Source organism: Clostridium sp. SM-530-WT-3G, assembly GCF_012843905.1.
In the GTDB taxonomy this organism is placed as follows: domain Bacteria; phylum Bacillota; class Clostridia; order Clostridiales; family Clostridiaceae; genus Clostridium.
In genome coordinates this window covers 19,988-46,899 of the sequence record NZ_JABAGC010000016.1, presented here as the reverse complement: position 1 = coordinate 46,899, position 26,912 = coordinate 19,988, and the positions used below count along the sequence as shown (strand labels likewise).

General features: G+C 32.8%; 17 protein-coding genes and 3 pseudogenes. All 20 read right to left on the bottom strand.

Annotation, left to right across the window (positions count from 1 at the left end; genetic code table 11):
- Positions 1 to 8: 8 nt before the first annotated feature.
- Entirely contained in the window at positions 9 to 512 is a 504-nt protein-coding gene (locus HF850_RS07900) for a hypothetical protein (RefSeq protein WP_061129998.1), read from the bottom strand.
- Positions 513 to 527: 15 nt separating this feature from the next.
- Positions 528 to 2,465 carry a siphovirus ReqiPepy6 Gp37-like family protein gene (locus HF850_RS07895; protein ID WP_061129997.1) on the bottom strand — a complete coding sequence of 646 codons (1,938 nt, stop codon included), beginning with the start codon at positions 2,463 to 2,465 and terminating at the stop codon, positions 528 to 530.
- 2 nt (positions 2,466 to 2,467) lie between these two features.
- Positions 2,468 to 3,319, bottom strand: coding sequence for a phage tail family protein (locus tag HF850_RS07890; RefSeq protein ID WP_061129996.1), 852 nt, complete (start codon positions 3,317 to 3,319; stop codon positions 2,468 to 2,470).
- Positions 3,320 to 3,332: 13 nt separating this feature from the next.
- Positions 3,333 to 5,507: a phage tail protein gene (locus tag HF850_RS07885; protein WP_243159439.1), complete on the bottom strand. Its 2,175-nt coding sequence runs from the start codon at positions 5,505 to 5,507 to the stop codon at positions 3,333 to 3,335.
- Positions 5,508 to 5,679: 172 nt separating this feature from the next.
- Positions 5,680 to 7,050: a 23S rRNA (uracil(1939)-C(5))-methyltransferase RlmD gene (gene rlmD, locus HF850_RS07880; RefSeq protein ID WP_169104922.1), complete on the bottom strand. Its 1,371-nt coding sequence runs from the start codon at positions 7,048 to 7,050 to the stop codon at positions 5,680 to 5,682.
- Positions 7,051 to 7,453: 403 nt separating this feature from the next.
- Positions 7,454 to 8,875, bottom strand: a complete 1,422-nt coding sequence (gene pyk / locus HF850_RS07875) for a pyruvate kinase (protein WP_169104921.1) — start codon at positions 8,873 to 8,875, stop codon at positions 7,454 to 7,456.
- Between the two features lie 69 nt (positions 8,876 to 8,944).
- Complete coding sequence (gene pfkA, locus HF850_RS07870) at positions 8,945 to 9,901, bottom strand: 6-phosphofructokinase (protein ID WP_169104920.1); 957 nt, start codon at positions 9,899 to 9,901, stop codon at positions 8,945 to 8,947.
- Positions 9,902 to 10,283: 382 nt separating this feature from the next.
- Positions 10,284 to 11,552, bottom strand: a pseudogene (locus tag HF850_RS07865) (OB-fold nucleic acid binding domain-containing protein); the annotation flags it as partial.
- Between the two features lie 302 nt (positions 11,553 to 11,854).
- Positions 11,855 to 12,724, bottom strand: coding sequence for a hypothetical protein (locus HF850_RS07860; protein ID WP_169104918.1), 870 nt, complete (start codon positions 12,722 to 12,724; stop codon positions 11,855 to 11,857).
- 69 nt (positions 12,725 to 12,793) lie between these two features.
- Positions 12,794 to 13,885 (bottom strand): annotated as a pseudogene (gene dnaE / locus HF850_RS07855) (DNA polymerase III subunit alpha); the annotation flags it as partial.
- Positions 13,886 to 14,175: 290 nt separating this feature from the next.
- A complete protein-coding gene (locus tag HF850_RS15745; protein ID WP_279285834.1) occupies positions 14,176 to 15,525 on the bottom strand; it encodes an LAGLIDADG family homing endonuclease in 1,350 nt (449 codons plus the stop codon).
- 27 nt (positions 15,526 to 15,552) lie between these two features.
- Positions 15,553 to 16,704, bottom strand: a pseudogene (gene dnaE, locus HF850_RS15740) (DNA polymerase III subunit alpha); the annotation flags it as partial.
- Positions 16,705 to 17,020: 316 nt separating this feature from the next.
- The gene (whiA, locus tag HF850_RS07840; RefSeq protein ID WP_169104916.1) at positions 17,021 to 17,965 is read right to left on the bottom strand and encodes a DNA-binding protein WhiA; all 945 of its coding nucleotides are present in this window, start codon (positions 17,963 to 17,965) and stop codon (positions 17,021 to 17,023) included.
- Between the two features lie 40 nt (positions 17,966 to 18,005).
- The gene (locus HF850_RS07835; RefSeq protein ID WP_169104915.1) at positions 18,006 to 19,355 is read right to left on the bottom strand and encodes a YvcK family protein; all 1,350 of its coding nucleotides are present in this window, start codon (positions 19,353 to 19,355) and stop codon (positions 18,006 to 18,008) included.
- Complete coding sequence (gene rapZ / locus HF850_RS07830; protein WP_169104914.1) at positions 19,352 to 20,236, bottom strand: RNase adapter RapZ; 885 nt, start codon at positions 20,234 to 20,236, stop codon at positions 19,352 to 19,354. Before rapZ ends, HF850_RS07835 begins: the two co-directional genes overlap by 4 nt.
- A 243-nt stretch (positions 20,237 to 20,479) precedes the next feature.
- Entirely contained in the window at positions 20,480 to 21,394 is a 915-nt protein-coding gene (gene murB, locus HF850_RS07825; RefSeq protein ID WP_169104913.1) for a UDP-N-acetylmuramate dehydrogenase, read from the bottom strand.
- Positions 21,395 to 21,534: 140 nt separating this feature from the next.
- Positions 21,535 to 23,412: an excinuclease ABC subunit UvrC gene (gene uvrC, locus HF850_RS07820; protein WP_169104912.1), complete on the bottom strand. Its 1,878-nt coding sequence runs from the start codon at positions 23,410 to 23,412 to the stop codon at positions 21,535 to 21,537.
- 121 nt (positions 23,413 to 23,533) lie between these two features.
- On the bottom strand, positions 23,534 to 25,018 hold the full coding sequence (locus tag HF850_RS07815) for a penicillin-binding transpeptidase domain-containing protein (protein ID WP_169104911.1): 1,485 nt from the start codon (positions 25,016 to 25,018) through the stop codon (positions 23,534 to 23,536).
- Positions 25,019 to 25,021: 3 nt separating this feature from the next.
- Complete coding sequence (locus HF850_RS07810; protein WP_169104910.1) at positions 25,022 to 26,242, bottom strand: FtsW/RodA/SpoVE family cell cycle protein; 1,221 nt, start codon at positions 26,240 to 26,242, stop codon at positions 25,022 to 25,024.
- 149 nt (positions 26,243 to 26,391) lie between these two features.
- Positions 26,392 to 26,835 carry an FHA domain-containing protein gene (locus tag HF850_RS07805; RefSeq protein WP_169104909.1) on the bottom strand — a complete coding sequence of 148 codons (444 nt, stop codon included), beginning with the start codon at positions 26,833 to 26,835 and terminating at the stop codon, positions 26,392 to 26,394.
- Positions 26,836 to 26,912: the final 77 nt, after the last annotated feature.

Sequence of the window (26,912 nt, the reverse complement as noted above, 5' to 3'; positions counted from 1 at the left end):
TTCACCTCCTATTCATAAACCGCAGAAACTAGCGAGTTTACCAACCCGCAAAGACTAGTATTCAACCGAGTATCAATAATGTTATTTGCTGAAATCGATGTAGCAGCTGAAGGTACTAGAACATCAGCAATACCAAGTTCATAGACATCGCTTGTTCTTGTCAACTCCGGAGCTATGGGCGATGCCGTTGGAGTACCAGTAACAATGGCGAGCTGAATGCTTCTCGTAATTTGACTTAAACGAACCACAACCCTGTCTATGCGAGGATTGCTCCCATCTGCTGTAGCAAGGGGTTTATTTAAAACATCCGTATTTTCATATCTATAACCATTAATCCATGCACTGCCCGGTGCTATGGTTACTGCTAATCCAATCCCAGGAGATACCAGTAAGTTTGTTGGTGTCACATAAAATACACCATTCGAGACAAGGCTTCCAAAATATGCAGCGAAGTCCGTTGCATCATAGACTCTATCACCATCGGATGAATTGAAAAATCCGCTTTTTTCCATCAATCACTCCTCCTTCTATTCCGTTTTTGTATACTCTATTACTACATAGCCTGTATACGCAGTTCTATCATTGCCTGGTTCGACTACAATGTCGGTCTTATTTGCGAAGAGTCCGATTTGCGATGCGAAGTTGTTGTACCGGGCAAGGGGCAGTGGCAAGAATACGGTCCCATTTGTCGCAAAGCCTGTTAAACTGACAATAGTGCTGAGGTTTGATATGCCGTGAGCTACGCTTTTCGGTGTCGTATTTGTAAGTGACCCAAGATTCACTTGCTTGCGATAAATCGTCTTACCATCTATCCATAGTCGCCCAGTGTTTTGTTCTGTAGTTGAATAGTCGCTAAAAGAAGAAACCATTTTAGTAGCTGTAATTGTACGGTCTGCAATTTTTAAACCTGTAACTGCTCCATTGGCAATTCTTGCAGTAGTTACAGGTTCATTATTGATATTAAGCCAGTTTGCTTGTCCAGAAGGGTTATTAAATACGAAAACAGAAATCACATAGAATGTCAGCGTATTGCGAGAAATAAAGAAACCCATTGCTCGCTGATATCCATTTCCCGTATTGTCCCCACTATGTTTTATCAAAAAGACATGACCGTCGTCACTTGGCTGGTCACTAAACTTATTGCCACTCCATGATGTGAAATAAAAGGCATCTCCAGGTTTCATATAATACAACGCATATTGTCCAATCGATATAGTTCCTCCGCCAACATTGATTTCGAGCGCAGGTAGTTTTCCATACAGATTGTTGATAGTAGATGCTACGTTGTCTCCTTGAATCTTTGAATCTACCTCCGTCAAGTCGCCTAAGGTTTCCTCAACTGTTACTAGCGTATCCTCCACTGCTCCTAAAGCCTGTGCAATTTCAGATATGCCAGTTGGAGCCGATATTGCTGTTTTCACCTCGCTCAAGTCGGAGTGTAATTTTTGCGCTATTGTCAATTCAGCTTTTCCGAATACTACACTGATACTCTGGCCATCTGCGTCATAGGTTTCTTCGACTTCGGTGATGCGTGTCGTCATGGATACACCCCATGCTTTGGAAATGACTTTGACGGTCTGCCCAAGATCGAAGTCTATCTTATATTTCAAATTACCGTGTGGATTGACTGATGTATCAAATGAATAGCGTATTGCCTGCTCACTCAGCTTACTTTGACCTCGAAAGATTAGTGTATCAATGTAATCTAAACCAAAGTCTTCTGCCCGTAAGTCCTTAGCATCCACAAAAATTTCGTGCCTTGTCTCACCAGAGCCACTTGTAATTGCAACAAAAGTTCTGTCTGGACCTTCTCCTTCACCACCAACAAGGGCAGTGTTCGCATAATCTCCAGCACTTATTGTATAAATCTGTTCTGTAAGGTTTTCATATTCCTTAGAAAATACAGCTTGTGATTCCGTTCCCATATATAACGCTACGGTAAAAACCCCTGTAGCAGGAGTGAACACAGTCTTAATGCCAACATCCGATGCAACACATAGTTCCGTCACAGCATCCATCAAATTTCGGTACGATACCTGTGTGCTAATGGGAACATTTAAGTTTGGAGCAGAAAAGGTTATGTTCGAAATCTTCCTTGCTACATCAGAAGGATTGATAAGATTATTATTTATCAGCTGCTCTACACATACAGAAATGTCACCAGAGAGTTTCTCCGTTTGCCATACAATGCGGCGGGAAAGGAAGGAAGTTGCAAAGCGACCACTTGCAGTAATAATTTCATGCTCAGTTTGAGAAAGTTCCAGATGCTCGATGATCCCCGCTTCCTCATCATCATTTTTCCAGATGATATTCCCTTCCTTTAAGAGTTCTGTATCCTCCGGAGTTGCAATCGCTTTTAATTCAAATGAGCCACACTGGGAATAGCGCCTCGTCCAGCGCAAGTACTCGAAGGATTCCACAATGCCCGCAAGCTCTCGGTTTGAGTTGTAGATATACAGTTCCATTTTTACACCCCCAGAAACTGCGGACGAAAGTAAATACTAACCTCTAACAATTCCATATTGACAGAAGCATCGTAACGCAGTGTATTTAGACCTGCCGCTAGTTGAAAGAACACCGAATTCGTATCTAACAGTGAAAATGCATTTGTAATCGTTGACCCATCAATCTGGACTACACGCTTACCAGCGAAATGGGTATATACACGAAGTTCATCCCCAGCGTTCATTGTAGTGAGAAGCCGGATATATTCTCCTGTGTCTATATTTAAAAGTTCAGGGTTCGACACAGTACCTAAAGCTCGGAACACAATCTCACATCCGCAAGATACATCCCCGATATTTTCTACCGTAATGATCTGGCTAGGCTGACGCATTCCAAACTCCATCCCGCTCATTGGGATTTCTAATTCAAACTCAAATAGCGGTATCCATGATGCCAGTTCCTCTCGCACCTCGTTTAATGTTTCGAAGAAAGGGGACGGGCAGAGTAGACTGACAAAGAAGTTTGGTATTCGTTGCCGATTAGAAACACTAAAACCTGCCTCCTCCACCACACAGGATATCTGTCGCTCACGGTATTGAAGCGTCCCTAATAACTTTGGACTGAATATTTGAAGGAAGCGCTGTCTCCTTTTATAGGCCTCATCGGGGGTATCAGCAACAACCGTACCTTCAATTGTTATGTTTCGCATATCTAACGTGGAGGAAATATAAAAAGCGCCATCCTGATCTGGCGCCTTGAAAGTGTTGACGGTTTGACGCATATTGCCAGTGCCGTCTACCTTCGTAAGAAAGTACGGTCGGCTTTGCTTAAGCGTAATGCTCTCTCCATCTCTATTTGTATATGTTAGTTCCATTGCCGTACCTCCCTTACAATTCCAGTGCCAGTTTACGGGATAGGTTCTTAAACTCCCGTGCTAGTTCTTTTTCTGATAGAGGCTTAGGTGTCACAACTGAAATATTTTGAGTAATACTTGCACCTGTAGCATTCCCTTGCCCAGATACACCTCTGTAATTAAAATCAAAGCTGGTTGGTACTGCATTTTGCATATCCCTTGAAACTGCTGTCATTGCATCCTCAAAACCTACACCGATACCTTCACCCATGTTGTGGCCAATTCCAGCAAATAGAGTTGATGGGGAGCGAATACCGAAGAAGTCTTTAATCCTTGATACAACATTTCCAAAAAATCCAGAAATTTTACTCCATAACCATGCCCCAGCGTCTGAAATCCCCTTCCACAACCCTTTAATCAGATTGCCACCCACCTGAGACATTTGACCGATATAACCCGTAAAGGCTTTGACCAGTCCAGATATAATCTGTGGTACTGCTTTAACGATCTCCACGATTATCCTTGGTAGATTTGCAATCAGTGCCACGAACAGTTGAACACCCGCTAAAATGATCTTATCGATGTTACCAATAATGGCATTTACCAACGAAGCTACAATCTTGGGAATGGCACCTACAACAGTAGTAATAATCTGCGGCAAGGCTTGAATGAGCGCTACTAAAAGCAGGATACCTGCATCAATTATTAAAGGAATCGACCCAATAACAGCACCGATGATACTGTCGATAATTTGCGGGATTGCTTCCACAACTGCTGTAATTATAGTAGGCAAAGCTGTGACCAGTGAGGTCAATAATTGAATACCTGCTTCAATAATCTGTGGAATGGATTCAATGATAAAATCCACTATTGCTTTGATAATGACAGGCAAGGCTGAAGTAAGCTGGGGTATTGCATCGACCAATCCCTTTGCCAACCCTATAATCAACTGCAAAGCGGCATCTAAAATAAGTGGTAGGTTATCCATCAATCCTTTGACAATCTGCGTAACAGCAGAAACAGCCGCAGGGATGAGCTGTGGTAAAGCTATGCCGATACCCTCCACAAGCGCTGTTACTAATTCGATTGCTGCATTTATCAGCAATGGAAGGTTATCTATTAATGCACCGACAATCGTCATTAGAGCACTTACCGTAGCTGGAATAAGTTCGGGTAAAAGGCTCAAAATTGTTTCCAGTACCTGCGTGAATATATTTGTAACTAATTCAAGAAGCATTGGAAGCAAGTCTGCTACCGCTGCTAATATTGCGCCCGTTGCTGTTGGTAATGCGGCTACGATATTTTCCAAGACCGGTACGATATTAGTAACAACTGCCTCAAAAGCCTCCACAAGATTCTCAGTCAGATTTGTCATATCCGCATTGGCATTACCAAGTCCGGCTGTAAAAGAACCAAGTGCAGCCTGTAATAATCCAATAGAGCCAGAAATTGTTTGAGTTGACTCTCTCGCAAAATTTCCAGCATACTGCTCCGTGTTCTCAAAGAACATCTGCATTGCTACTTCAGCCTTTTCCGCTTGTGTTGCAGTATTCCAAGTAAAATCCAGGCCCTTTGCAAGAGCGTAGGCTTCGATGTTTGTAGCGTTCATCGCAACACCTAAGTTATCCATCATATCAAAGTTACCCTTTGCCGCCCCAGTGACTGCCTCCATAGCAGAAGACATATCTATACCCATAACAGATGCCATATCTGCCGCACGTTGCATGGCCTTTTCAGTTAGCTCAAGACTCCTCTGTTGCTGTATACCAGAACCTTGTAACAATGCACCCATTTTGTTGGCGGTTGCAAGATACTCACTTTGGGAAACACCAAGATTTTTATAGGCTTCCTCACCAGTTTTCTGAATCGATGCAGCATATGCTCCAAAAACCGCCTCCGATCCGCCTAGGTTTTGTTCCAGCTCTCCAAATTGAGTGACTACTTCTTTACCTAACTTAATAGCAGCGGCTCCGGCTGCAACAGCAACCGCCCCCATCGCCACACCAATTCCCTTTAGTACACCGCCAAGCTTTTCAAATCTGCCACCAGCATCCTCTGCACTTTTACCTGAATCCTCTAACTCTTCACCGAGATTATCCGCTTCAATTGTGGACTGTTCAAGTTCACGCTCCATAAGATTTAGTTCAGCCTGAGCCCTGTTTAATTGGATTTGCCAGTTTTGGGTGCGGCGGTCATTTTCTCTCCACAACCCTATGAAGTTATCTAATCTGTCAACTCAACCCCACGCACTTTATTACAGTCGACCTGTTTCCTCAATAAACAAAAACAAGGATTTTCAAGATTGAAAGGCACTGCCAGACATCAGACAGAAAATCTTCCAACCTCGGAAATCCTTTATTTATCAGTACTTTGAATAGACTTTATTTCTCAACCCTTGACATCAAGACAACACACTCCACATGTTTAGTCATTGGAAACATGTCTACAGGCTGAACTTCTACAGTCTTATATCCTTTGCCCTCTAAAATCTTCAAATCTCTAGCTAATGTACTAGGATCACATGATACATATACTACTTTTTCAGGAGAAGCTTCTCCTATTGCATTTAATAATTTTACATCACAACCCTTACGAGGTGGATCTACGACTATAACATCAGGTCTTACTCCATCTTTTATAAGCTGAGGAATAATAATTTCTGATTTTCCTACAAAGAATTCTGCATTGGAAATATTATTTTCATTAGCATTTATTTTTGCATTTTCTATTGCCTGTTCAATTATTTCAACACCATAGACCTTCTTAGCCTTTTGAGATAAAAATAGTGTTATTGTCCCTGTGCCACAATAAGCATCAAATACAACTTCATTACCACTTAAATTAGCATATTCTAATGCCTTATTGTATAATACTTCTGTCTGAACAGGATTTACTTGGAAAAACGATAATGCTGATATATTAAATTTGTATTCACCTATATAATCTGAAATATAATCTTTTCCATATAAAGTTATACATTTTTCTCCCATTACCCACTTTATATCTTTATTATTTATGTTTTGAATTATACTTTTTACACTTGGAATCTCTTGAGTAAGTATATTTATTAATTCCTCTTTATGTGGTATATCCTTATCTGTTGTTACTAATACTACCATAATATCATTTGTTTTGAATGATTTTCTTATTACAATATGTCTTAGTAGTCCTTTACTATAAAACTTTCCATCTTTTCTTGCAGGTATTATGTTATATGTATTAATCCAACTTCTAATATATCTTACAACCTTTTCTGATTCCTCATCTTGGAGTATACATGTATCCATATCTATTATTTCATGAGTTTTTTCGCTAAAAAATCCTATTGCTACCTTTCCATTAACAAGTCCAACTGGAAACTGTACCTTATTTCTATATCTGAACTCATTATTCATTCCAATAGGATATTTAACTATGTTCTCATCTAATCCAGCAATTTTTCTTATACAATCCTTTACTCTATTATACTTAAAGTCTAACTGTCCATTATAAGTTAAATGTTGAAGTGTACATCCTCCACATTTTTTAAAATTGTTACATTCAGACTTTCTTCTCTCTTCACTTTCCTGCAACACCTCAATTAATTTACCAAATGCAAAATTCTTTTTTACTTTATCTATCTTTATCTTAACTTGCTCATTTATAAGGGCACCTGGTATAAATACTGGAATACCATCTATTCTTGCAACACCTTCACCCTCATACCCTAATGATTCTATGTTAACTATATATTCTTTATCCTTTTCTAGCATTAATGCCACACGTCCTTTGTATTATGATAATCTAATAATTATTATAGCCTACAACACATTTTATTAAAACTATAAAAATAGCTATAAAAAAAGCACCCTAAGGTGCTAATACAGAATCAGTTGCCATTTAATTCCATATAAAATAAGTATCCCGCTTTTAATGCTATAATATACATTATATATTAAATATAGCATAAGTAAATGTTAATTTTTTGTTAACATTTTATTTTGCTAATAATATTCCATTAAAATACGTGTTTTTTCGCAAAAATATAATTATATATTAATTATAAAAATGGACACTTCGAGATACCTAAATATCTTAAAGTGTCCATAACTATAAATTAAGCTTTAATAGTAATATACATTAAACGCTTATTATATTTTTATAAGTTTGTAAAAACTATTTTACAACGCTAACTTTTAATAAGTTTGTAGCTCCAACTTCGTTTACTGGTACTCCAGCTGCTAATACAACTGTATCTCCATCTTTAACGAATTCGTTAGCTTTAGCGATTTCTACTGATTTTTCTAACATTTCATCAGTTGAAGCCATCTTATCAGCAACTATTGGATATACACCCCATGAGAATGCTAATTGTCTAGCAACTACTACGTCTGGAGTAACAGCTACGATTGGGCATTCTGGTCTGCATTGAGAAATTCTCTTAGCAGTAGCTCCTGTTTGAGTTGAAGTTATAACAGCTGATGCTTTTAATTCATTAGCTGCATTAGCTGCTGCTCTTGAGATAACTCCTGAGATAGCTGGTATATGTGATTTAGCTTTAGATACTGCTACTTTGTATTCTAATGTCTTTTCAGTTTCTTCAGCAATTTTAGCCATTGTGCTTACTGCTTCTACTGGGTAGTCTCCGTTAGCACTTTCACCTGATAACATGATACAGTCAGTTCCATCTAAGATAGCGTTAGCTACGTCTGAAACTTCTGCTCTTGTTGGTCTTGGGTTTCTGATCATTGAGTCTAACATTTGAGTTGCAGTTACAACTGGTTTACCTGCTTCATTACACTTCTTGATGATCATTTTTTGTACTGCTGGTACGTTTTGAACTGGGATTTCAACACCAAGGTCTCCTCTAGCAACCATGATTGCATCTGATTCTGCTAAGATTTCGTCGATGTTATCAACACCTTCTTGGTTTTCGATCTTAGAGCAGATTAATATTCTTTCTCCGCCGTTTTCATTTAATAATTTTCTGATAGCTCTAACGTCATCAGCTTTTCTGATGAATGAAGCAGCAATCATGTTAACTTCCATTTCGCATCCGAATATTAAATCAGCTTCGTCTTTTGGAGTTAATGCTGGTAATTTAATTGAAACTCCTGGTACGTTAACACCTTTGTAAGTTCCAACGAAACCTGTATTTTGAACTTCACATTTAATAGCGTTTCCTTCAACAGATTTAACAGTTAATCCTACTAAACCATCATCTATTAAGATTGTGTTACCTGGTTTAACATCATTAGCTAATCCAGCATATGTAACTCCACATTTAGTTGCATCTCCAACTAAGTCCATATCTCCAGCATATACTGTGAATTCTGAACCTTTTTGTAATTCAATTTTCTTAGGATCGAATTTACCAGTTCTGATTTCTGGTCCTTTTGTATCAAGTATTATAGCAACTTCTCTGTTAAGTTCTTTTGCTAATTGTCTTACTTTTAACATTCTTCCTTTATGTTCTTCATGATCACCATGTGAAAAGTTATGTCTTGAAGCATTCATTCCTGCTAATATTACTTTTCTTAGTGTTTCTAAATCTTCACTAGCTGGGCCAATAGTACAAATCATTTTAGTCTTTCTCATTTAAACTAACACTCCTCTTTTTTGTATTATTATAAAATTTATATAAATAAACTATAAGCTAATTAATTATTATGCTAGAGTTTGAGCTACTTTATATAGATCTTCATCAAATTTTCTTTCCATATCTAAAGCTTCATCAATATCTTGATCTATAATCTTATTATCTCTTATACCAATTACTCTTGAAGTCTTTCCTTCTAATAGTACTTCGATTGCTCTTGCTCCCATTCTTGAAGCTAAAACTCTATCTGTTGCAGTTGGACTTCCTCCTCTTTGTATATGTCCTAATACTGTTGCTCTTGTTTCAATGCCAGTAACTTCTTCAACTTCTTTTGCAAGTTCAAATGCTCCTCCAACTCCTTCTGCAAGGATAATTAAATTATGCATTTTACCATTATTTTTACCTTCCATAATAGTTCTGCAAAGTTCGTCCTTATCAAAATCAAGTTCAGGTAGTATTACAGATTCAGCTCCTCCTGCAATACCTGCATATAAAGCTAAATCTCCACAATTTCTTCCCATAACTTCAACTATTGAAACTCTTTCATGAGATGTTGAAGTATCTCTTATCTTGTTAATCGCATCAACAATAGTATTTAATGCTGTATCGAAACCTAAAGTGAAATCGGTGTAAGCTAAATCATTGTCAATTGTTCCTGGAAGACCTATTGTCTTTATTCCAAGTTTTGATAATAATTTTGCTCCAGTAAATGATCCATCACCACCAATAACTACTAATGCTTCTACTCCATAAGCTTGTAATATTTTAGCAGCTTTTTTTCTTACCTCTTCATTTTTGAACTCTGGACATCTAGCAGTTCTTAAAATTGTTCCACCTCTTTGGATTATATCAGATACTGAAGTTCTATCCATGCTGAATAATTCCCCATTAATAAGTCCGCTATATCCTCTTTGTACGCCCATTACTTCAATGCCTTTACTTAGTGCAGTTCTTACAACAGCTCTAATTGCAGCATTCATTCCTGGTGCGTCTCCACCACTTGTTAATACAGCTATTTTCTTCATAATATATTCCTCCTTAAATACCGGTGAGGGACAAAAATAATCCCTTGTGTACATAATATAACCATAATTTATTAATCAAGAATTATTGTACATAAAAATCCGTTAATTATCAATGTTATTTGAACAACTTTTAATATAATTCCAAAATAAAATCTCATAATTTTCTAAATATTTATTATGTGCTATATTCTTTCTTTAAATAGGGTATTCAAATGTATTTAATGTAATATACTATTTAATTATTATTAAGCTTACTTATGGTACTATTTTATTATAACCAATAGAACATATTTTTATATAAAACACTCAAACTTTTATAGTCCTAGTTTTTTAATATTTTTGTTTATTTGCAAAAAAATGTAGGAATTAAATTCCTACATTTTTATTCTTTCGACACTTTTACACTGTCTTCTCCAAATTTTTCTTTTAGTACATTTACAACATCACTATTAAGAGATACCCATCTATCTCTCGGTACTCTAAACTTTTGTCTTTCTTTAACTGCACATAAATATATAGGCGTATCGCCTTTATATTCATCTATTATAAGTAGTTTAAGCTGCCTATTTAACTCTTTTGCCTCAATTTCATTTTCAGCTCTCAAGTATACTTTAGAATTATCTATTTTTTCTAAAGGCTCTATAGTTTCACATATAAGCTTAGGTGCTTCATCTTCCTTAATACTTACTCTTCCTTTAATCACTACAAGACTATCTGTAACACATAAATCTTTGACCTTATCAAGAGTTTTAGGAAATACTATTACTTCAATAGTTCCACTTAAATCTTCTAATGTTAAGAATGCCATTATAGTATTATTTCTAGTAACTTTCTGATTTACTGAAGACAGAATTCCACCTAATATTACACGGTCATTATCCTGAAGTTTATTTGAATTTTTATTAAATAATTCTGCATTATTATACGAATCTATAGAAGTATCTATTTGTTCATCCAATGATTCATGTTCAGACAACACATCTGAAATTTCATTTGTAGTTTGAATCTTTAAGCTCTTTGCATATTCATCTAATGGATGCCCTGTAATATAAAGACCTGTCATTTCCTTTTCCATAGACAATAGATTACGCTTATCAAATTCATTTATATTTGGATATCTTACTTCTGGATTCTTTAACTCTTCAGTTCCAAAAAGACTTATTTGTCCATCTATATTTCTCTTTTTATCACTTGATATATTATCAATAAGTTTTTCATGTACTGCAAGCATTTTTGATCTATAAACATCAAATCTGTCTAATGCACCAGCTTTTATTAAACATTCAACTGCACGCTTATTTATAGCAGAAGGATCCATTTTGTTTATAAAATCTACTAGTGAATCAAATTTCCCCTTGTTTTCTCTAGCTTTTACTATGGCATCTACTACATTTCCACCTACATTCTTAATAGCAGCCATTCCAAATCTTATTTTATCTCCCTTTACTGTAAACCTTGAAAAACTTTCATTTACATCAGGAGGAAGCACCTGTATTCCCATTCCTTCTGCAATATTTATATAATGAGCAACTTTTTCAGTTGTTCCCATTATTGAATTCAGCATTGCAGCAATCATTTCTACTGGGAAGTATTTCATTAAATATGCTGTTTGATAACCTACAACTGCATATGCAGCCGCATGGGATTTGTTGACATTTACGTTGTATTAAAGATATTTACTCTTTAAACTTTATATTTCTATAAAGATCGGACTATATCATTATCCTAAATAATTAGGATATGAGGCACTCTTGGATATTTCATCATATGATTATCTATTTTTCACTTAGATTACTTTATCTAGTCTCTGAACCTTTAACCTGTTTCCAGGTCACTTGGCTGCGGATTAACCAATCCTTGACGTTTTTACTTCTCCTTAGTTAATTATTCTAAGCCCCTAACTATATCACTATGTTAAGTTAGTATTCAAGGCTCTAAGGCATTTCCCGCAATTCACCTCATTTTCTTTACAGATTGCTCTGCAAAGGCACTCCTTATTTCATTCCATTTATTATATTTTCGTTCTAATTTTATAGTTGAATTTAAATAAAGATAATTAAATATATTATCAAATTCCTTTTTAGCACATATATTTAAACTTTTAATTTCTTTCGTCTTAGTATCTCTTATTTTAGCATAGTTAAAATTAGCTTCTTTAGCAATTGATTTCAGAAAATTTTCTGTTCCTAAAATACTAAAATTATACGTTGGATAAATATATTTCTTCACTATATTGCCATTTCTATAGTAACTAGAATTGTGAGACAACAAAATACTTCCATCACCATCAAAATATCCTCTAACAAAATGTCTCATTAATTCATTTGATATTTTGGGTAGCTCTGAGATTGTAAGAGATTTATTAGGATATAACCCTATTTCTCTTAATCTATTAGCCATTATTTTAGATGAAAAATTTAATGAATATCCACTTTTTGAGTTTTCAAATCCACCCTTTTTAGTATTTCGTATAGTTCCAGTAAACTCTATTTCTTTAGCCATCCACTGTAATATATCGTAGTCATTTATTGAAATAACAATATTATTATACTTTTCATCCCCAACAAAACCGTCAGCATAAATAAATCCTAAAATATATGCCTTTGCTTCCGTATCAATTTCATTGAAATAATTATCATTTAATAAATATCTATTTTTTAATCTAGTATTTATACCTTTCTCCCTCAATACTCTACTAACTGCTCTTCTAGAAATATTAATCTCTTTTGAAATGTTATCCATACTTACATTTTTATTATTATAATAATATTCAACTATTTTATTTTTCTCCTCATTAGATAATTCGTTATAATTCTTAGTCATAAATAAAAATACACCTCATGATATATTTTTATCATTATCCAATTTAAATATAATAAATATTTAGTTTACGAATGCATAACTTGCAAAATCCATCATGTTATCAAAAATCTTATTTGCGATTTCTTCACTTATACCATTTCTAATACATCCTGGAACTACTACTTTACCATCTTCTTCAATACCATAAATAAAGTTTTTTCGCTCCTCTTCCATTACTTTATGTTTCTTTTTAGACATAGCTCTTCTAACCATATCACTACGCCCCATAGAGTATCCAGCAAGTTTTCTAACAATTTCCATTACCTGTTCCTGGTAAACCATTACTCCATAGGTAACATTTAGTATACTTTCCAACTCCGGAGTTTCATACTCTACTTTATCTGGATTTCTCTTACACTCTATATACCTTGGTATTTCAGCCATTGGACCTGGTCTGTAAAGAGAAATTCCTGCAATAATATCTTCAAGATTATCCGGCTTTAATTCCTTCATGAAATTAGTCATTCCTGGAGATTCTAACTGGAATACTCCTGCTGTATCACCATCGCCAATCATCTTGTAGACTTCTTTATCATCAAAATCTATTTTATCTAAATCTATATCTATTCCTCTATTTTTCTTTACCATCTTTATGGCATCATTCATAACTGTAAGTGTTCTAAGACCTAAGAAGTCCATCTTTAAAAGTCCTAATTCTTCCAGTGTCGTCATGCCAAATTGAGTTACTATACTTTCATCATTTTTTTGAAGTGGTACATACTCAACAAGAGGTTTAGATGATATAACAACACCTGCTGCATGAGTAGATGAATGTCGTGGTAGACCTTCCAAATCCATTGAAACGTCTATTAAATTTTTTACTCTTTCATCACTATCATAAGCGGCTTTTAATTCTGGATTTAAATCAAGAGCTTTTTCTATTGTAATTCCAAGCATAGTTGGAATCATTTTTGCTATTTTATCAACTTCAGAATAACTATAATTCATAGCTCTTCCTACATCTCTTATACAAAGTCTTGCTGCCATTGTACCGAAAGTAATTATTTGAGATACACAATCTTTACCATACTTACGTACAACATAATCAATTACTTCTTGCCTTCTTTCGTAGCAAAAATCACTATCTATGTCCGGCATACTTACTCTTTCAGGATTTAAGAACATTAGTTATTAACCATGGACTCTTTATTCCATGCTCTGGAGGTTTCCCTCATTTTCATCAGATAGTCATTTCTATCTCAGTTTGGACTATATCATCATATTAAATAAACTCCTTTTCTTTTCATAACAAAATAAAACTTATTTAATATGTTGGGCACTCGTGGAGAAAATTATTGCTTAGTTACTCATTTCTCTAGTCTCTGAACCTTCCTAGTACTTATTTACTATTCCTAGGTTTGGCTGCTGATTAGCATGCTATTATAGTTTAGCTTTCCAGCAATTCACCCAATTTAAACAGCGCATCTTAATAATTTACGCTCAAAGATAAGACTATATTGAATAGGGTCTATCTTTGTAATCCCTAAAGTGTAAGCTACAATCGATCCAGCTGCACTGTTATGTACCGCCATTGAATTGGCTACATAAGATGTATCACCTGGAACAGATATATCATATACTCTACCTTTATATTTTTCTTTTCTAGTACTCTTAATCTTTATATAAAAATAATTGTCATCCATATAGAAGCTATCATTTCTATAAAATTTTTGTTTTCTTATTGGTATTTGATAATCTTTAAAATCATCATTCCATCTTAATAATTGCTTTCCTGACACTAAAACTGAGTATTCATCATGCATATTTTCATCTTCTTTTAATCTAGTTTTAAATGTAGACCAATATCCTAATCTACTAAGTGCCATTCTAAGCTGTCTTGTAAGTTCCATTGATGTAGTTGTATATTTTATTCTAAATGATGATGATTTACATTCTATATCAGAATAACTTCCATCACCTCTAAACATATTAGATATAAGAGCTTTTAAATCTTCATTGGATGCTTTTAACATAATATCATATGGTATTATCTTATTATTAGCTCCTTTATTACATTGGCTTCTCAGAAATTCACATATTACTTTAGAATTAAATTCTACTGATGCAGATTCCTTAGTTTTATGCATAAATACATATCCCTGTATTCCAAATATCTTTTCAACTAAAGCCTGAACTTCTTCAATATAATTAGTTTCTTTTTTATTAAATCCAAATCCAAATTTATATGTTCTACATTTGGCATTTATATGGGTCCATCCTTCTGCAATAAAGTATCCATATAATTTGCATAAATTATTATCTAATCTTATAAATCTGTTTATTTTAGTTGTTGCTAATTTATTGGCTCCAATTTCATACCATATGCTATTTTCATCATATTTTAAATAATCATCATTCTTAGCATACTCTAACAAATCATAAACTACTTCTTCATAATTTTCCTTTACTCTTGGATATAAAATTAAATCATTTTCTTTAAGCTGATTAGCTTCAATCCATTCAGGTTTATATGAATTAAATGGAGCATCTATGCATTTTTTCTTTATTGAGCACTCTTTCCTACATATTACCGGAAGTTTACTTCTATCTTTCCATTCCTTCGTACATGGTGAAGTTTTTACTGCAAGTATCTTATGGTCTGATGTTAACTTAACTTTCTCATTTGCACCTTCGATAACTGTAATTTCTTCTTCTACATCATATTTCATCAAGGTTTCAACTAAAGACCTATTTCCAAAAGCAGTTATTACTTCTTCCCCCTGCTTAACATCTTTAATATCTTTAGTACTTCCATTACTCATTAATATTTGTGTATCGCCTAAGAAACATCCTCTTCCAGGACCTGTTGGTATTCCATTATCATATGCAAATTTAATAAAATCCCATACGATAAGAAAATAATCAACATATCCCATTTGATTAATGACTCCTAATTCATACTCTAATCTATCCACAAATTCCTTTGCATCTGAAGAGTTTTCCACAATTTTATTAACTTCATCATAATCTAAATCCTTATTTCTAAGTTCTTTAAATACATCATATCTATCAATAAGTCCCATATAACATGTATCTCTAAGGTACTTATATGAATCATCCTCCCCCTCTGGAAGTGGAAATTTAGGAAGCTTAGATTCGTGGAACTTGTATCTATAGTTACATTCTTCTGCAATTTTGACAGTATTCTCAAGAGCTTCTGGAATATACGAAAACATATCCCACATTTCTTCCGGAGACTTTAAATAGAACTGATCCGAAGGATATCTTCTTCTATTAGGATCATCTATTGTCTTTGCAGTTTGAATACACATAAGAACATCATGAGATTTTGAGTCTTCTCTTTTTATGTAGTGAACATCATTAGTAGCAACTAAAGGTATCCCTGTTTCTTTAGATATCCTTATATTAAATTCATTTACTTTCTTCTGTTCCTCCATTCCATGGTTTTGGATTTCTAAATAAAATCCTTCTTTGAATATATCTTTATATAAAAGTGCTGTTTCCTTTGCTTTTTCATAATTATCATTAAGTTCATATGATTGAACTTCTCCACCTAAACATGCACTTAGTGCAATAATACCTTCACTATGCTCTTTTAAGTAATCATGATCAATCCTTGGTTTATAATAAAATCCTTCAATTGAAGCCATGGAAACTATCTTCATAAGATTTTCATATCCAGTTTCATTCTTTACAAGCAGAACTAAATGATGAGTTGAATTTTCCTTATCTGGCTGTTTTATATGCATAGATTTTTTAGCAACATAAACTTCACAACCTAAAATAGCTTTTATGCCATTTTCCTCAGCAGCCTTAAAGAAATCAACAAGCCCATACATTACACCATGATCTGTTATTGCAATACTATCCATTCCTAGTTCTTTTGCTTGTTTCATAAGCTTTTTTATCTTACCAGAACCATCTAACAGACTATATTCCGTATGAAGATGAAGATGGACGAATTTCTTCTTATCTTCCATATGACTCCTCCCTTCATATTTTTATTTATTATACTTTTAATATATTATTTTTAGCATAATACTCTATACTTATTCTTTTACATTATACCAATCTATATATTTTTTTTATATAGATTTTAATTTACATATTTACCTTATTAATTTGCTTTACTTTTTCTAAATTTATATATGTAAATTTTCTATAAAAAATAGAAGATATCACTTATGATATCTTCAAAACATAAAATCTAAAGTTTTACTATATTCTATATATGGTTCTATAACCATTTTAACTTTCTCTACATGAAATTCAATTACCTTTTCCATTTTAAAGTTATTAATTTGTTCTTAATTCTTCTGCTATCTTTTCTATTTTTCTTAATCTATGGTTTATTCCTGACTTTCCTACTGGTGGATCAAGCATTTCACCTAATTCTTTTAATGATTCATCTGGGTAATTTAATCTTAATTCTGCTACTTCTCTAAGGTTTTCAGGCAGTCTTTGAAGACCTATTTGTGATTGTATAAGCTTTATACTTTCTACTTGTCTTACAGCTGCATTTACTGTCTTAGATAAATTTGCTGTTTCACAGTTTACAAGTCTATTTACGTTATTTCTCATTTCCTTCATAATCCTTATATTTTCAACTTCTAATAAAGATGTATGAGCTCCTATGACATTAAGAAGGTCAACTATCTGTTCGCCTTCCTTTATATAAACTATAAAACTATTCTTTCTTTGAATAACTTTTGAATTCAACTTAAATGTATTAACAAGACTACTTAAATCTCTTGCATACTCTTCACTATGAGTTACAAATTCTAAATGGTAGGTTTTTTCTGGATTACTTATACTTCCACCACCTATAAATGCACCTCTTATATATGCTCTTTTAAGGTTATCATCTTCGAATATATGAGGTTCTATTCTATAGTCAAGACTCATAATCCCATCTATCTCTCTTAAGATTCCAGTCTCACTAAGTAAATCTCTTACTCCCATTTCTTCAGAAATAACTACCATATATATATTATTCTTTTTTAGAGAATTACTTTTCTTTACCATTAATCTTGAATGGATATTAAAGTGATCCTTTAAAAGAGTAAATATCAATCTAGCACTAGCGGGATTTTCTGTGGTCATCTTAAAACTAAGTCCACTTCCACTAAAAGCTAACGTTCCACTTACTTTCATTATAGCTGATATTTCTGCCAGCGCCTCACCCTTAGAAATATCAACATATCTACATATTTCTCCTTTAACTTTTGATGAAAATGACATCATATTTCCTTCCTTATCTATTAATATTTAATCTTAAAAGCTACTCTTTTTCACCTTTTTCTTGTCTTACTCTTTCTTTTATACGTTGTGATAAATACATATACTCAATGATCTTTTTCTTATCATATAAAAGTTTCTTTTCCATAATAGTATCAGCAAGTACTTCTGCTAATTTATCTGGATCATGTTTTACTGTATCATTTTTTATTTTAACCAGGTTTTCACCAACTATTTTAACTCCTAAGCTGTTTATACGCTCTTCATCAATTTCAACAATTCCCGCACCATCTTTACGATACTTTTCTTTTAATTCATCTGTAATTTCACCTGTATTTACAATTACATAATCAACTATATCTTTTCCGCCATATTTAAGTAATACTTTTAGATGGTCTGATACTTTAAATCCTGTTGTTTCTCCAGGCTGCGTCATTATATTAGAAATATAGATTTTTAACGCGCTACTTCTTCTTACAGCTCTAGCTATGTCTTTTACTAAAAGGTTAGATGTTATACTTGTATAAAGGCTTCCAGGTCCCATAACAATAGCATCTGCTTCTTTTAATGCAGTAAGAGCCTCCTTTAATGCTTTTGCATCTTCAGGAATTATTTTTAATTCCTCTATTCTTGAATTTTGCTTTATAGCCTCTTCTGGTATCTGTGATTCACCAATTACAGTATTTCCGTTTTTAAGTTTTGCCACAAGCTGCATATTATCAAGGGTAACTGGAATTACTTTGCCTGTAACTGCAAGTACTGAACTCATTTTTTGAACCGCTTCTTCAAAATTATCTGAAATTCCATCCATAGCTGCTAAAAATAAATTACCAAAACTCTGATTTTTTAACCTTCCATCTTTAAATCTATACTGTAATAAATCTTCCATTATAGGTTCTGTATCTGCTAATGCTAATATACAGTTTCTTATATCACCTGGTGGAAGCATACCTAAATCTTCTCTTAAATCACCAGAACCCCCTCCATCATCACCAACTGTAACTATTGCTGTGATATTGGATGTATAATATTTTAGTCCTCTAAGCATTGTTGAAAGGCCTGTTCCTCCCCCAATAACTACTATTTTAGGTCCTTTTACAAGAAGTCTTTTTTCATATATTAAACTTTCTATTTTTCTACTGTCTAATGAAACCTTTAAATATCCTCTATTAAAAAGCGCTATTACAGATTTCATAGTTTCTGTAACTGATATATATAATACAAATATTCCTGTAATATTAAGAAATATATAAAAAAGTTGATAATATAAATCATAAACTCTATGAGTAACTAATTCTGTAAATCCGAATGCAATTAAAAGTATTCCAAATACACCAAATGCGAGCCATCGCTTAACCCTAATTCCAGGTTTTAGCCAATCCCGTATCCTCATAGTTTCTTTTCCCCTTTATGAAGATCTTCAGTTACATCTCTATGTTCAATTTTTGTATTATAATTTTCATTATTCAATCTTTCATAAACCTCATTAGCAATTGCTACTGAACGATGTCTTCCACCTGTACATCCTATAGATATGATAAGCTGTCTCTTACCTTCTTTAATATAGTTAGGTATTAAATATTTAAGCATATCTATTAATTTTTCTATAAATATTTTTGTTTCCTCTTGCTTCAATACATAATCTCTTACAGGTACATCATTCCCTGAGTACTGTTTTAATTCTGGAATATAAAATGGATTTGGTATAAATCTTACATCAAATACCAAATCTGAGTCTACAGGTATTCCATACTTAAACCCAAAGCTTAGTACTGTAATTGATAACTGCTTTTCTGGGAACTTATTGTCTCCATAAATTTCATTTATTTTTTCCCTCAAATGTCTTATTTCATACTTAGATGTATCAATTATTATATCTGCTGCATTTTTTATTTCTTTAAGCTTTTCTCTTTCTTCAGTTATACCAGTAAGCACCCTTCCATCTGGTGATAACGGATGGCTTCTTCTAGTTTCTTTAAATCTCTTTATCAAAACTTCATCTGTTGCTTCTAAGAATAAAATTTCATACTTAAATTCATTCTTCTTTAAATAATCTATACTTTCAAAAAGGTCGTCAAAGAAAACCCCACTTCTTATATCTATAACTAAAGCAACTTTTTCAATATTCCCGCCACTTTGAGTACATGCTTCTGCAAATTTAGGTATCAACTTTGGTGGAAGATTATCAACGCAAAAATATCCCAAATCTTCTAATGTTCTTGTAGCCTGCGTTTTTCCAGCTCCTGATAATCCTGTTACTATAACAAATCTCACATTACCCACTCCTTTTTTTCATTGATATTTTTCAATATCAAAATTATAACATACTATCATATTTAAAACATAAAATACTTTTCTAAATTCAAGTTTATAAAAATAACTACGATAAATATATAGAATATCTTTTTATTTAGTTTTTAGTAAAACTAGTATCAATTTATGTATATTCCTAACGATAAAAATAGAACTCAAAATATGTATTTTGAGTTCTACCAAAGTCAATAGCTTCTATTTTTATTAATCTTCACCTAAAATTCTTACTTCAGTCTGAAGTTCTACTCCAAATTTCTTCTTAACCTCTTCCTGAACATGACGTATTACATCTAATACATCTTTAGCAGTTCCATTTGATTTGTTTATAACAAATCCTGCATGTTTTTCTGAAACACATGCTCCCCCTACTGTATATCCTTTTAATCCTGAATCTTCAATTAATTTTCCTGCAAAATAACCTTCAGGTCTTTTGAAAGTACTACCTGCTGAAGGATATTCAAGTGGTTGTCTTTCTTCTCTTCTATGAGTAAGCTCATCAACTCTGCCTTGTATTTTATCATGATCTCCAGGAGTTAAGCTAAATGTAGCACTTATTACTACATATCCTTTCTGCATTACTACTGACTGTCTATACCCTAAATTAAGCTCTTCCTTTGAAAGCTCTACAATTTCTTGATTTTCATTCAAAACTTCTGCACTTTCAATAACAAATGAAACTTCTCCATCATATGCACCTGCATTCATGAATACAGCTCCACCTACACTTCCTGGGATTCCACATGCAAATTGAAATCCTGAAAGATTAGCCTTTGTTGCTGCTGAAGATACATCTTTTAATAAAGCTCCACATTCTGCTTTAATCTTATTTTCATTACATTCTATTTTATTAAGTTCACATAATTTTATAACAACGCCTCTGATACCACCATCTTTAACTAAAAGATTTGATCCATTTCCAATAACATAGTATGGAATATTATTATCTTTACAAATAGTTATAGTATCTCTTAATTGTTCCACTTTATCTGGAGTTAAAAGTATATCAACTAGCCCTCCAACCCTAAAGTATATATGTTCACTCATTTTCGCATCTAATTGAATTTGTGACTCATCATATATTTTGCTGAATAAGTCTTTATATTTCTTATAATTATTCATGCTAAAACTCCTCAAACACTAATATTAATCTCATTTATTCACCTCATATAGAATAATCCAAGTATTAAAGTAATTCAAGTAATTTTTTATCTATCCACTTTAATTCAAGCAAAATTCATACCGTACTATTATAGCATAGTTTAATTGCTTTGTTCATTTTTTTTAAAATATGCTAAAATGCTATCAGCAGCTTTATTGTCAATAGACTCAGTTTGAAGAAGTTCCTCTTTTGTAGCATTCTTAATATTATCTATGCTTCCAAATTTCATAAGAAGAGACATTCTTCTTTTCTGACCTATATTAGGTATATCATCTAATATAGAATGTAATGTTTTCTTATCTCTTAAACTTCTATGATAGGTTATTGCAAATCTATGTACTTCATCCTGAATTCTTCTTATAAGCTGCATTAAATTAGATGTTCTATTAATAATAATCTCATTATTATTATAGATTATTCCTCTTGTAGCGTGATAATCATCTTTAACAAGACCGCATACAGGTATGTTTATTCCAAGTTTATTCAAAACTTCTAACGCTACATTAACCTGACCTTTTCCTCCATCCATCATAATAAGGTCAGGGAAATTCGAAAATTTTCCTTTTGAAAACTCAATTTTTCTCTCTTGGATTTCTTCAATTTCCTTTAATCCACGCGTAAATCTTCTTTCTAATATTTCTCTCATACTATCGTAATCATTAGCATTTTTAACAGTTTTTATACGAAATCTTCTATAATCACTATTTTTAGCTTTTCCATCTTCAAAAACAATCATAGATCCAACAGAATCAACACCTTGAATATTTGATATATCATATGCTTCTATCCTTAATGGAAGCGAATCTAAATCTAGTAAATGTTGAATTTCTTCAAGACATATTCTATTTATTTCTTTTTCTCTTAATATTTTATCCTTAAACTGATCTAATGTTACTTTTGCATTATTCTTTACCAGTTCCATCATATCTTTCTTCTCACCCTTTTGTGGAATCTTAATATATACTTTAGTTCCCCTCTTTACTGTAAGAAATTCTTCTAATGCTTCTATATCCTCACATTCTTCAGGTATATATACATTCTTAGGTACCTTAGGTGTTCCGCCATAAAATGAAATTATAAACTGAGATATTATGGTTTTATCATCTTCATCTGCACTATTTGAAATCATAAAATGCTCTCTTCCAGTAACCTTTCCATCCCTCAAGAAAAACACTTGTACACAGCAGTCCTTTTCATCTTTATATAAATTAATAAAATCTTCATCATTATCTTGAGATTTAAAAACCTTCTGCTTTTCTGCAATATTTTCAATTGCTATTATCTTATCTCTAAGTGATGCTGCCTTTTCAAATTCAAGCTTCATAGATGCAATCTGCATTTCCTCCTTAAGCTGGTTAAGAAGAGTTTTGTCTTTTCCGCTTAATACATCCATTATTTCATTTATCATTTTTCTATACTCTACTTTTGAAATATGACCTTCACATGGTGCATTACATTTTTTTATATGATAATTAAGACATGGTCTAGTAAAATTTTCTCCTTCTATAATAGATTTTTTACATGTCCTTAAAGGAAAAATTTTTCTTATTAGATTAATTGTTTCATGAACTGCGCCAGCATTTGGATAAGGTCCATAATACTTATTGCCATCTTTGGCAAAGTTCCTTGTAATAAAAACTCTTGGAAAATCCTCATTAGTTGTTATTTTTATAAAAGGATAAAACTTATCATCCTTTAAGGATATATTATATTTAGGGCTATATTTCTTTATTAAATTACATTCTAATATTAGTGCTTCCATTTCTGAATCTGTTACTATGTACTCAAATTCTGCAATGTTCTTAACCATTGCTTTAACTTTTTCAGAGTGATTTTTTGAATTTTGGAAGTACTGTCTTACTCTATTTTTTAAAATCTTTGCTTTACCTACATAAATTATTTCTCCAAGACTATTTTTCATTAAATAAACACCAGGCTTATCAGGTAATATCTTTAATTGTGCCTTAAAATCAAACATCAAATCACTCCCCTATTTTTATTTCATTTATCATATAGTTAATATTATAATAACAAATAATTTAGCATATAAATATAGGATATTCATAATAGAATATCCTAATATTACATATTATAATTTATTATCTTAATACAGCTGTTCTTATTACACTTCCTGCAACCTGAGCTGCAGCTGTAGAACCATAACCACCATTTTCTACTATTACAGCAACTGCTATCTGAGGATTATCTGCTGGTGCAAATCCTATAAACCATGAATGTGGTTTAGCTGGTGTGCCGTTTGGTAAGTTATAATCTGCTGTTCCAGTTTTACCTGCAGCATCAGTACCACTAAAGTAACTCCATTTACCATTCACTTTAGAATCAACAAGATTTTTCATATAATCTTTTATTGTTGCTGCATTGCTTGCACTTATTACTTGCTTAAGAACTTTAGGATCAATAGTCTTAACTGTATTTCCATCCTTATCTATTACTTTACTTACAAGTGTAGGTTCCATCATCTTCCCATTGTTAGCTATAGTGCTTGATACTAGAGCCATCTGCATTGGTGTAGCTAATATACTGCTCTGTCCTATTCCTGTCTGAGCAATACTTCCCTTTTCGCTTGATTTTAAAGTTGGGAATCTGCTGTTTTCAAGAGTAAATCCATTTGTTTCTATTGAATTATTGAATCCATAAGCTTCAGCTGTTCCTTTAAGCTTATCATTTCCAAGTTCCATAGCTAATGTACCAAATACAACATTACTAGATACTCTAAAGGCATCTTTTAAATCAATTGATCCATTTACAGCATTGCTATCATTACTTAATGACTGCTTTTCATTAAATATAATCTTACCATCATCTTCAAATATTCTAGTTGTAACACCCGGCATATTTTCTAAAGCACTGCTTAATGTTATTGTTTTAAATGTTGAACCTGGTGGATACAACCCTGCAGTTGCTCTGTTATATAACTGACTTGGGCTATCATTATTTGCTTCTTTATTAGCCTTAGTAATTTCATTTTCTAAATCATTTGGATTATATGTAGGTTTTGAAACCATAGCTAATATCTCACCTGTTTTTGGATTTAAAGCTACTACAGCACCTTTATTACTTCCTAAAGCATCATAAGCTGCTTTCTGAATAGATGGATCCAAAGTAGTAATAACTCCATTACCGATTTGAATTTCATCTTGTTTTCTTGTTTCAAACATAGACTTTAATTTCTCTATGCTAAAATCATTTATAAGATTTCTAAAATTATTAGTAAGCTTACTATATGTTGTAAGTTCAGTATCATATTTAGCTTCAAGGCCAGTAAGTCCATATCTCGGATCAACATACCCTAATGCATGAGCATATAAATCGCCTTGAGTATATGTTCTTTTTTGTGTAAGTGCACTAACTCTTTCACTTGTTGTTAATGCTGTTCCATTTCTATCGTAGATAGTTCCTCTTAGCACTTCATTTCTCTTTGCCCAAAGTCTCTGATTAGTCTGCTTAGCTGCTATTTCTGGAGCTTTAAATTCCTGAAAATACGCAATATAAGAGATAAGAGCTACAAAGCAAAATAGAAAAACTACCATTACTTGTTTTACGCTATCCGATATATTCTTCAATTTTTAGCCCTCCTCTGATATCTTTTGAAGTATTGCAAGTGCAAAAAACATTGTAAGCATAGAGGAACCTCCATAACTTATAAGAGGTAGTGTAATACCTGTTAATGGAATAACAGCAAATACCCCTCCTATGATAACTAAAACCTGACAAGCTATCATTGCACTAAATCCTATTGTAGTAAGCTGAGAAAATCTATCCTTAACTCTAAATGCTGCTCTCATACCTCTATAGAAGAATAAGAAATAGATTACCATTATTCCAAGTCCAAACACCATTCCAAGTTCTTCGCAAATAACTGCGAAAATTAAATCGGATGTATTTACTGGAACAAATCCTGGATATCCTTGACCTAATCCACTACCAAACATACCACCTGAGGAAATAGCATATAATCCTTGAACTATTTGATATCCTCCTGTATCTGGATAATCCCATGGATTTTTCCACACATCTATTCTTAATTTTACATGAGGGAATAAATGATATGCAGCAAATGCACCTACTGCAAATAATATAAATGTTATAATAACATATTTCTTTTTACCTGTCGCAACATAAAGCATTGTAAGCGCAATACCAAAGAAAATAAGTGCTGAACCTAAATCCTTTTGAAGAACTAAGCAACCAAGAGAAAATGCAATAACTAAAGCAGGTTGCCAAAGTTGCTTAATATCTTCTTTTATATTATTTTTATCTTCGTATTCTCTTAACGCTGACGCTAAATATAGAACAAATGTTATCTTACCAAATTCTGATGGTTGAAAACCAAACCCTCCTATTGTAACCCAGTTTGTCGCACCATTTACTTCCTTACCTAAAATAAGAGCCATTGGCATAATAAGTATTGTTAGTATTAAATAAGTCTTCTTAAATCTATACATTTCCCGTATATCCGGTATAGCAACTACAAGAACTATAAATATTATAATTCCTGCTGAAAACCATATAAACTGTTTAATAGATACAGACGAATTAAGCCTATACATTATGGCCATTCCTATTACCGAAAGAATACAGGCAAAGGTAATCAAAAACTTATCCCCTTGAGGATAAAATTTACGTATTAATACCTGAGTTGCTGTTACAAGTGCACAGACTATAAGTCCCATATATATAGCACCTTTATCTATCGGATCCTTTAGAATAGCTAAGTTTAAAAATAAAGCCATACATAATATATATGTCAGTATTAATAACTTTACCTCATCCTTTTTTATTTTCAACTTTTCCACCTCAAAACATATTTCATATAATCCTTAAAAGTTTTTATAACAAATCAGAAATTTTTATAAGTTACTAATTTATTAAATTAAAATTATTAAGCCACTATATTATAAAAAGTGGCAATTCATATCTTGTAGTAAATAAAATTTTAGCTTAATATCTTAAAAACTGCAGTTCCAATTTGAATTTCATCCTTGTTTGATAACTTGATTCTGCTTGATATTTTCTTTCCATTTAAATAAGTACCATTTGTACTATTTAAATCTTCTAAAAATAATCCATTATTTCTCACAACAATCTTAGCATGATTCCCTGAAACATGTTGATCTGATAATATTATAGAATTATTATCCTTCCTCCCTATTGACAAATCTGACCTTATAGGAATAATTGAGCCTTCTTTAAGATCTCTTCCATTCCCTGAATTTAATATCTCCAAACCATAGCTCCCACTAGTTCTAACTGGTTTTCTTTTTTTGCCACCATTTTTAACATCCTTGTACATTATTTTTAATGCATAATAAATTATTACGTACAATATAACTATAAAAATCAGCCCAAACATTCCAGCTATCATTCTTGAAAAACTCATATCTTCACCTCAATATATATTTCTATATCATATTAATGATTATACAACAAAAAATCAAATATATCATGAAAAACACT

What these genes read in the sequence shown, in the direction of transcription:
- HF850_RS07900 (WP_061129998.1), bottom strand. Translation starts at nt 512, where the DNA reads ATGGAAAAAAGCGGATTTTTCAATTCATCCGATGGTGATAGAGTCTAT.
- HF850_RS07895 (WP_061129997.1), bottom strand. Translation starts at nt 2,465, where the DNA reads ATGGAACTGTATATCTACAACTCAAACCGAGAGCTTGCGGGCATTGTG.
- HF850_RS07890 (WP_061129996.1), bottom strand. Translation starts at nt 3,319, where the DNA reads ATGGAACTAACATATACAAATAGAGATGGAGAGAGCATTACGCTTAAG.
- rlmD (WP_169104922.1), bottom strand. Translation starts at nt 7,050, where the DNA reads ATGCTAGAAAAGGATAAAGAATATATAGTTAACATAGAATCATTAGGG.
- pyk (WP_169104921.1), bottom strand. Translation starts at nt 8,875, where the DNA reads ATGAGAAAGACTAAAATGATTTGTACTATTGGCCCAGCTAGTGAAGAT.
- pfkA (WP_169104920.1), bottom strand. Translation starts at nt 9,901, where the DNA reads ATGAAGAAAATAGCTGTATTAACAAGTGGTGGAGACGCACCAGGAATG.
- HF850_RS07860 (WP_169104918.1), bottom strand. Translation starts at nt 12,724, where the DNA reads ATGACTAAGAATTATAACGAATTATCTAATGAGGAGAAAAATAAAATA.
- HF850_RS15745 (WP_279285834.1), bottom strand. Translation starts at nt 15,525, where the DNA reads ATGAGTAATGGAAGTACTAAAGATATTAAAGATGTTAAGCAGGGGGAA.
- whiA (WP_169104916.1), bottom strand. Translation starts at nt 17,965, where the DNA reads ATGTCATTTTCATCAAAAGTTAAAGGAGAAATATGTAGATATGTTGAT.
- HF850_RS07835 (WP_169104915.1), bottom strand. Translation starts at nt 19,355, where the DNA reads ATGAGGATACGGGATTGGCTAAAACCTGGAATTAGGGTTAAGCGATGG.
- murB (WP_169104913.1), bottom strand. Translation starts at nt 21,394, where the DNA reads ATGAATAATTATAAGAAATATAAAGACTTATTCAGCAAAATATATGAT.
- uvrC (WP_169104912.1), bottom strand. Translation starts at nt 23,412, where the DNA reads ATGTTTGATTTTAAGGCACAATTAAAGATATTACCTGATAAGCCTGGT.
- HF850_RS07805 (WP_169104909.1), bottom strand. Translation starts at nt 26,835, where the DNA reads ATGAGTTTTTCAAGAATGATAGCTGGAATGTTTGGGCTGATTTTTATA.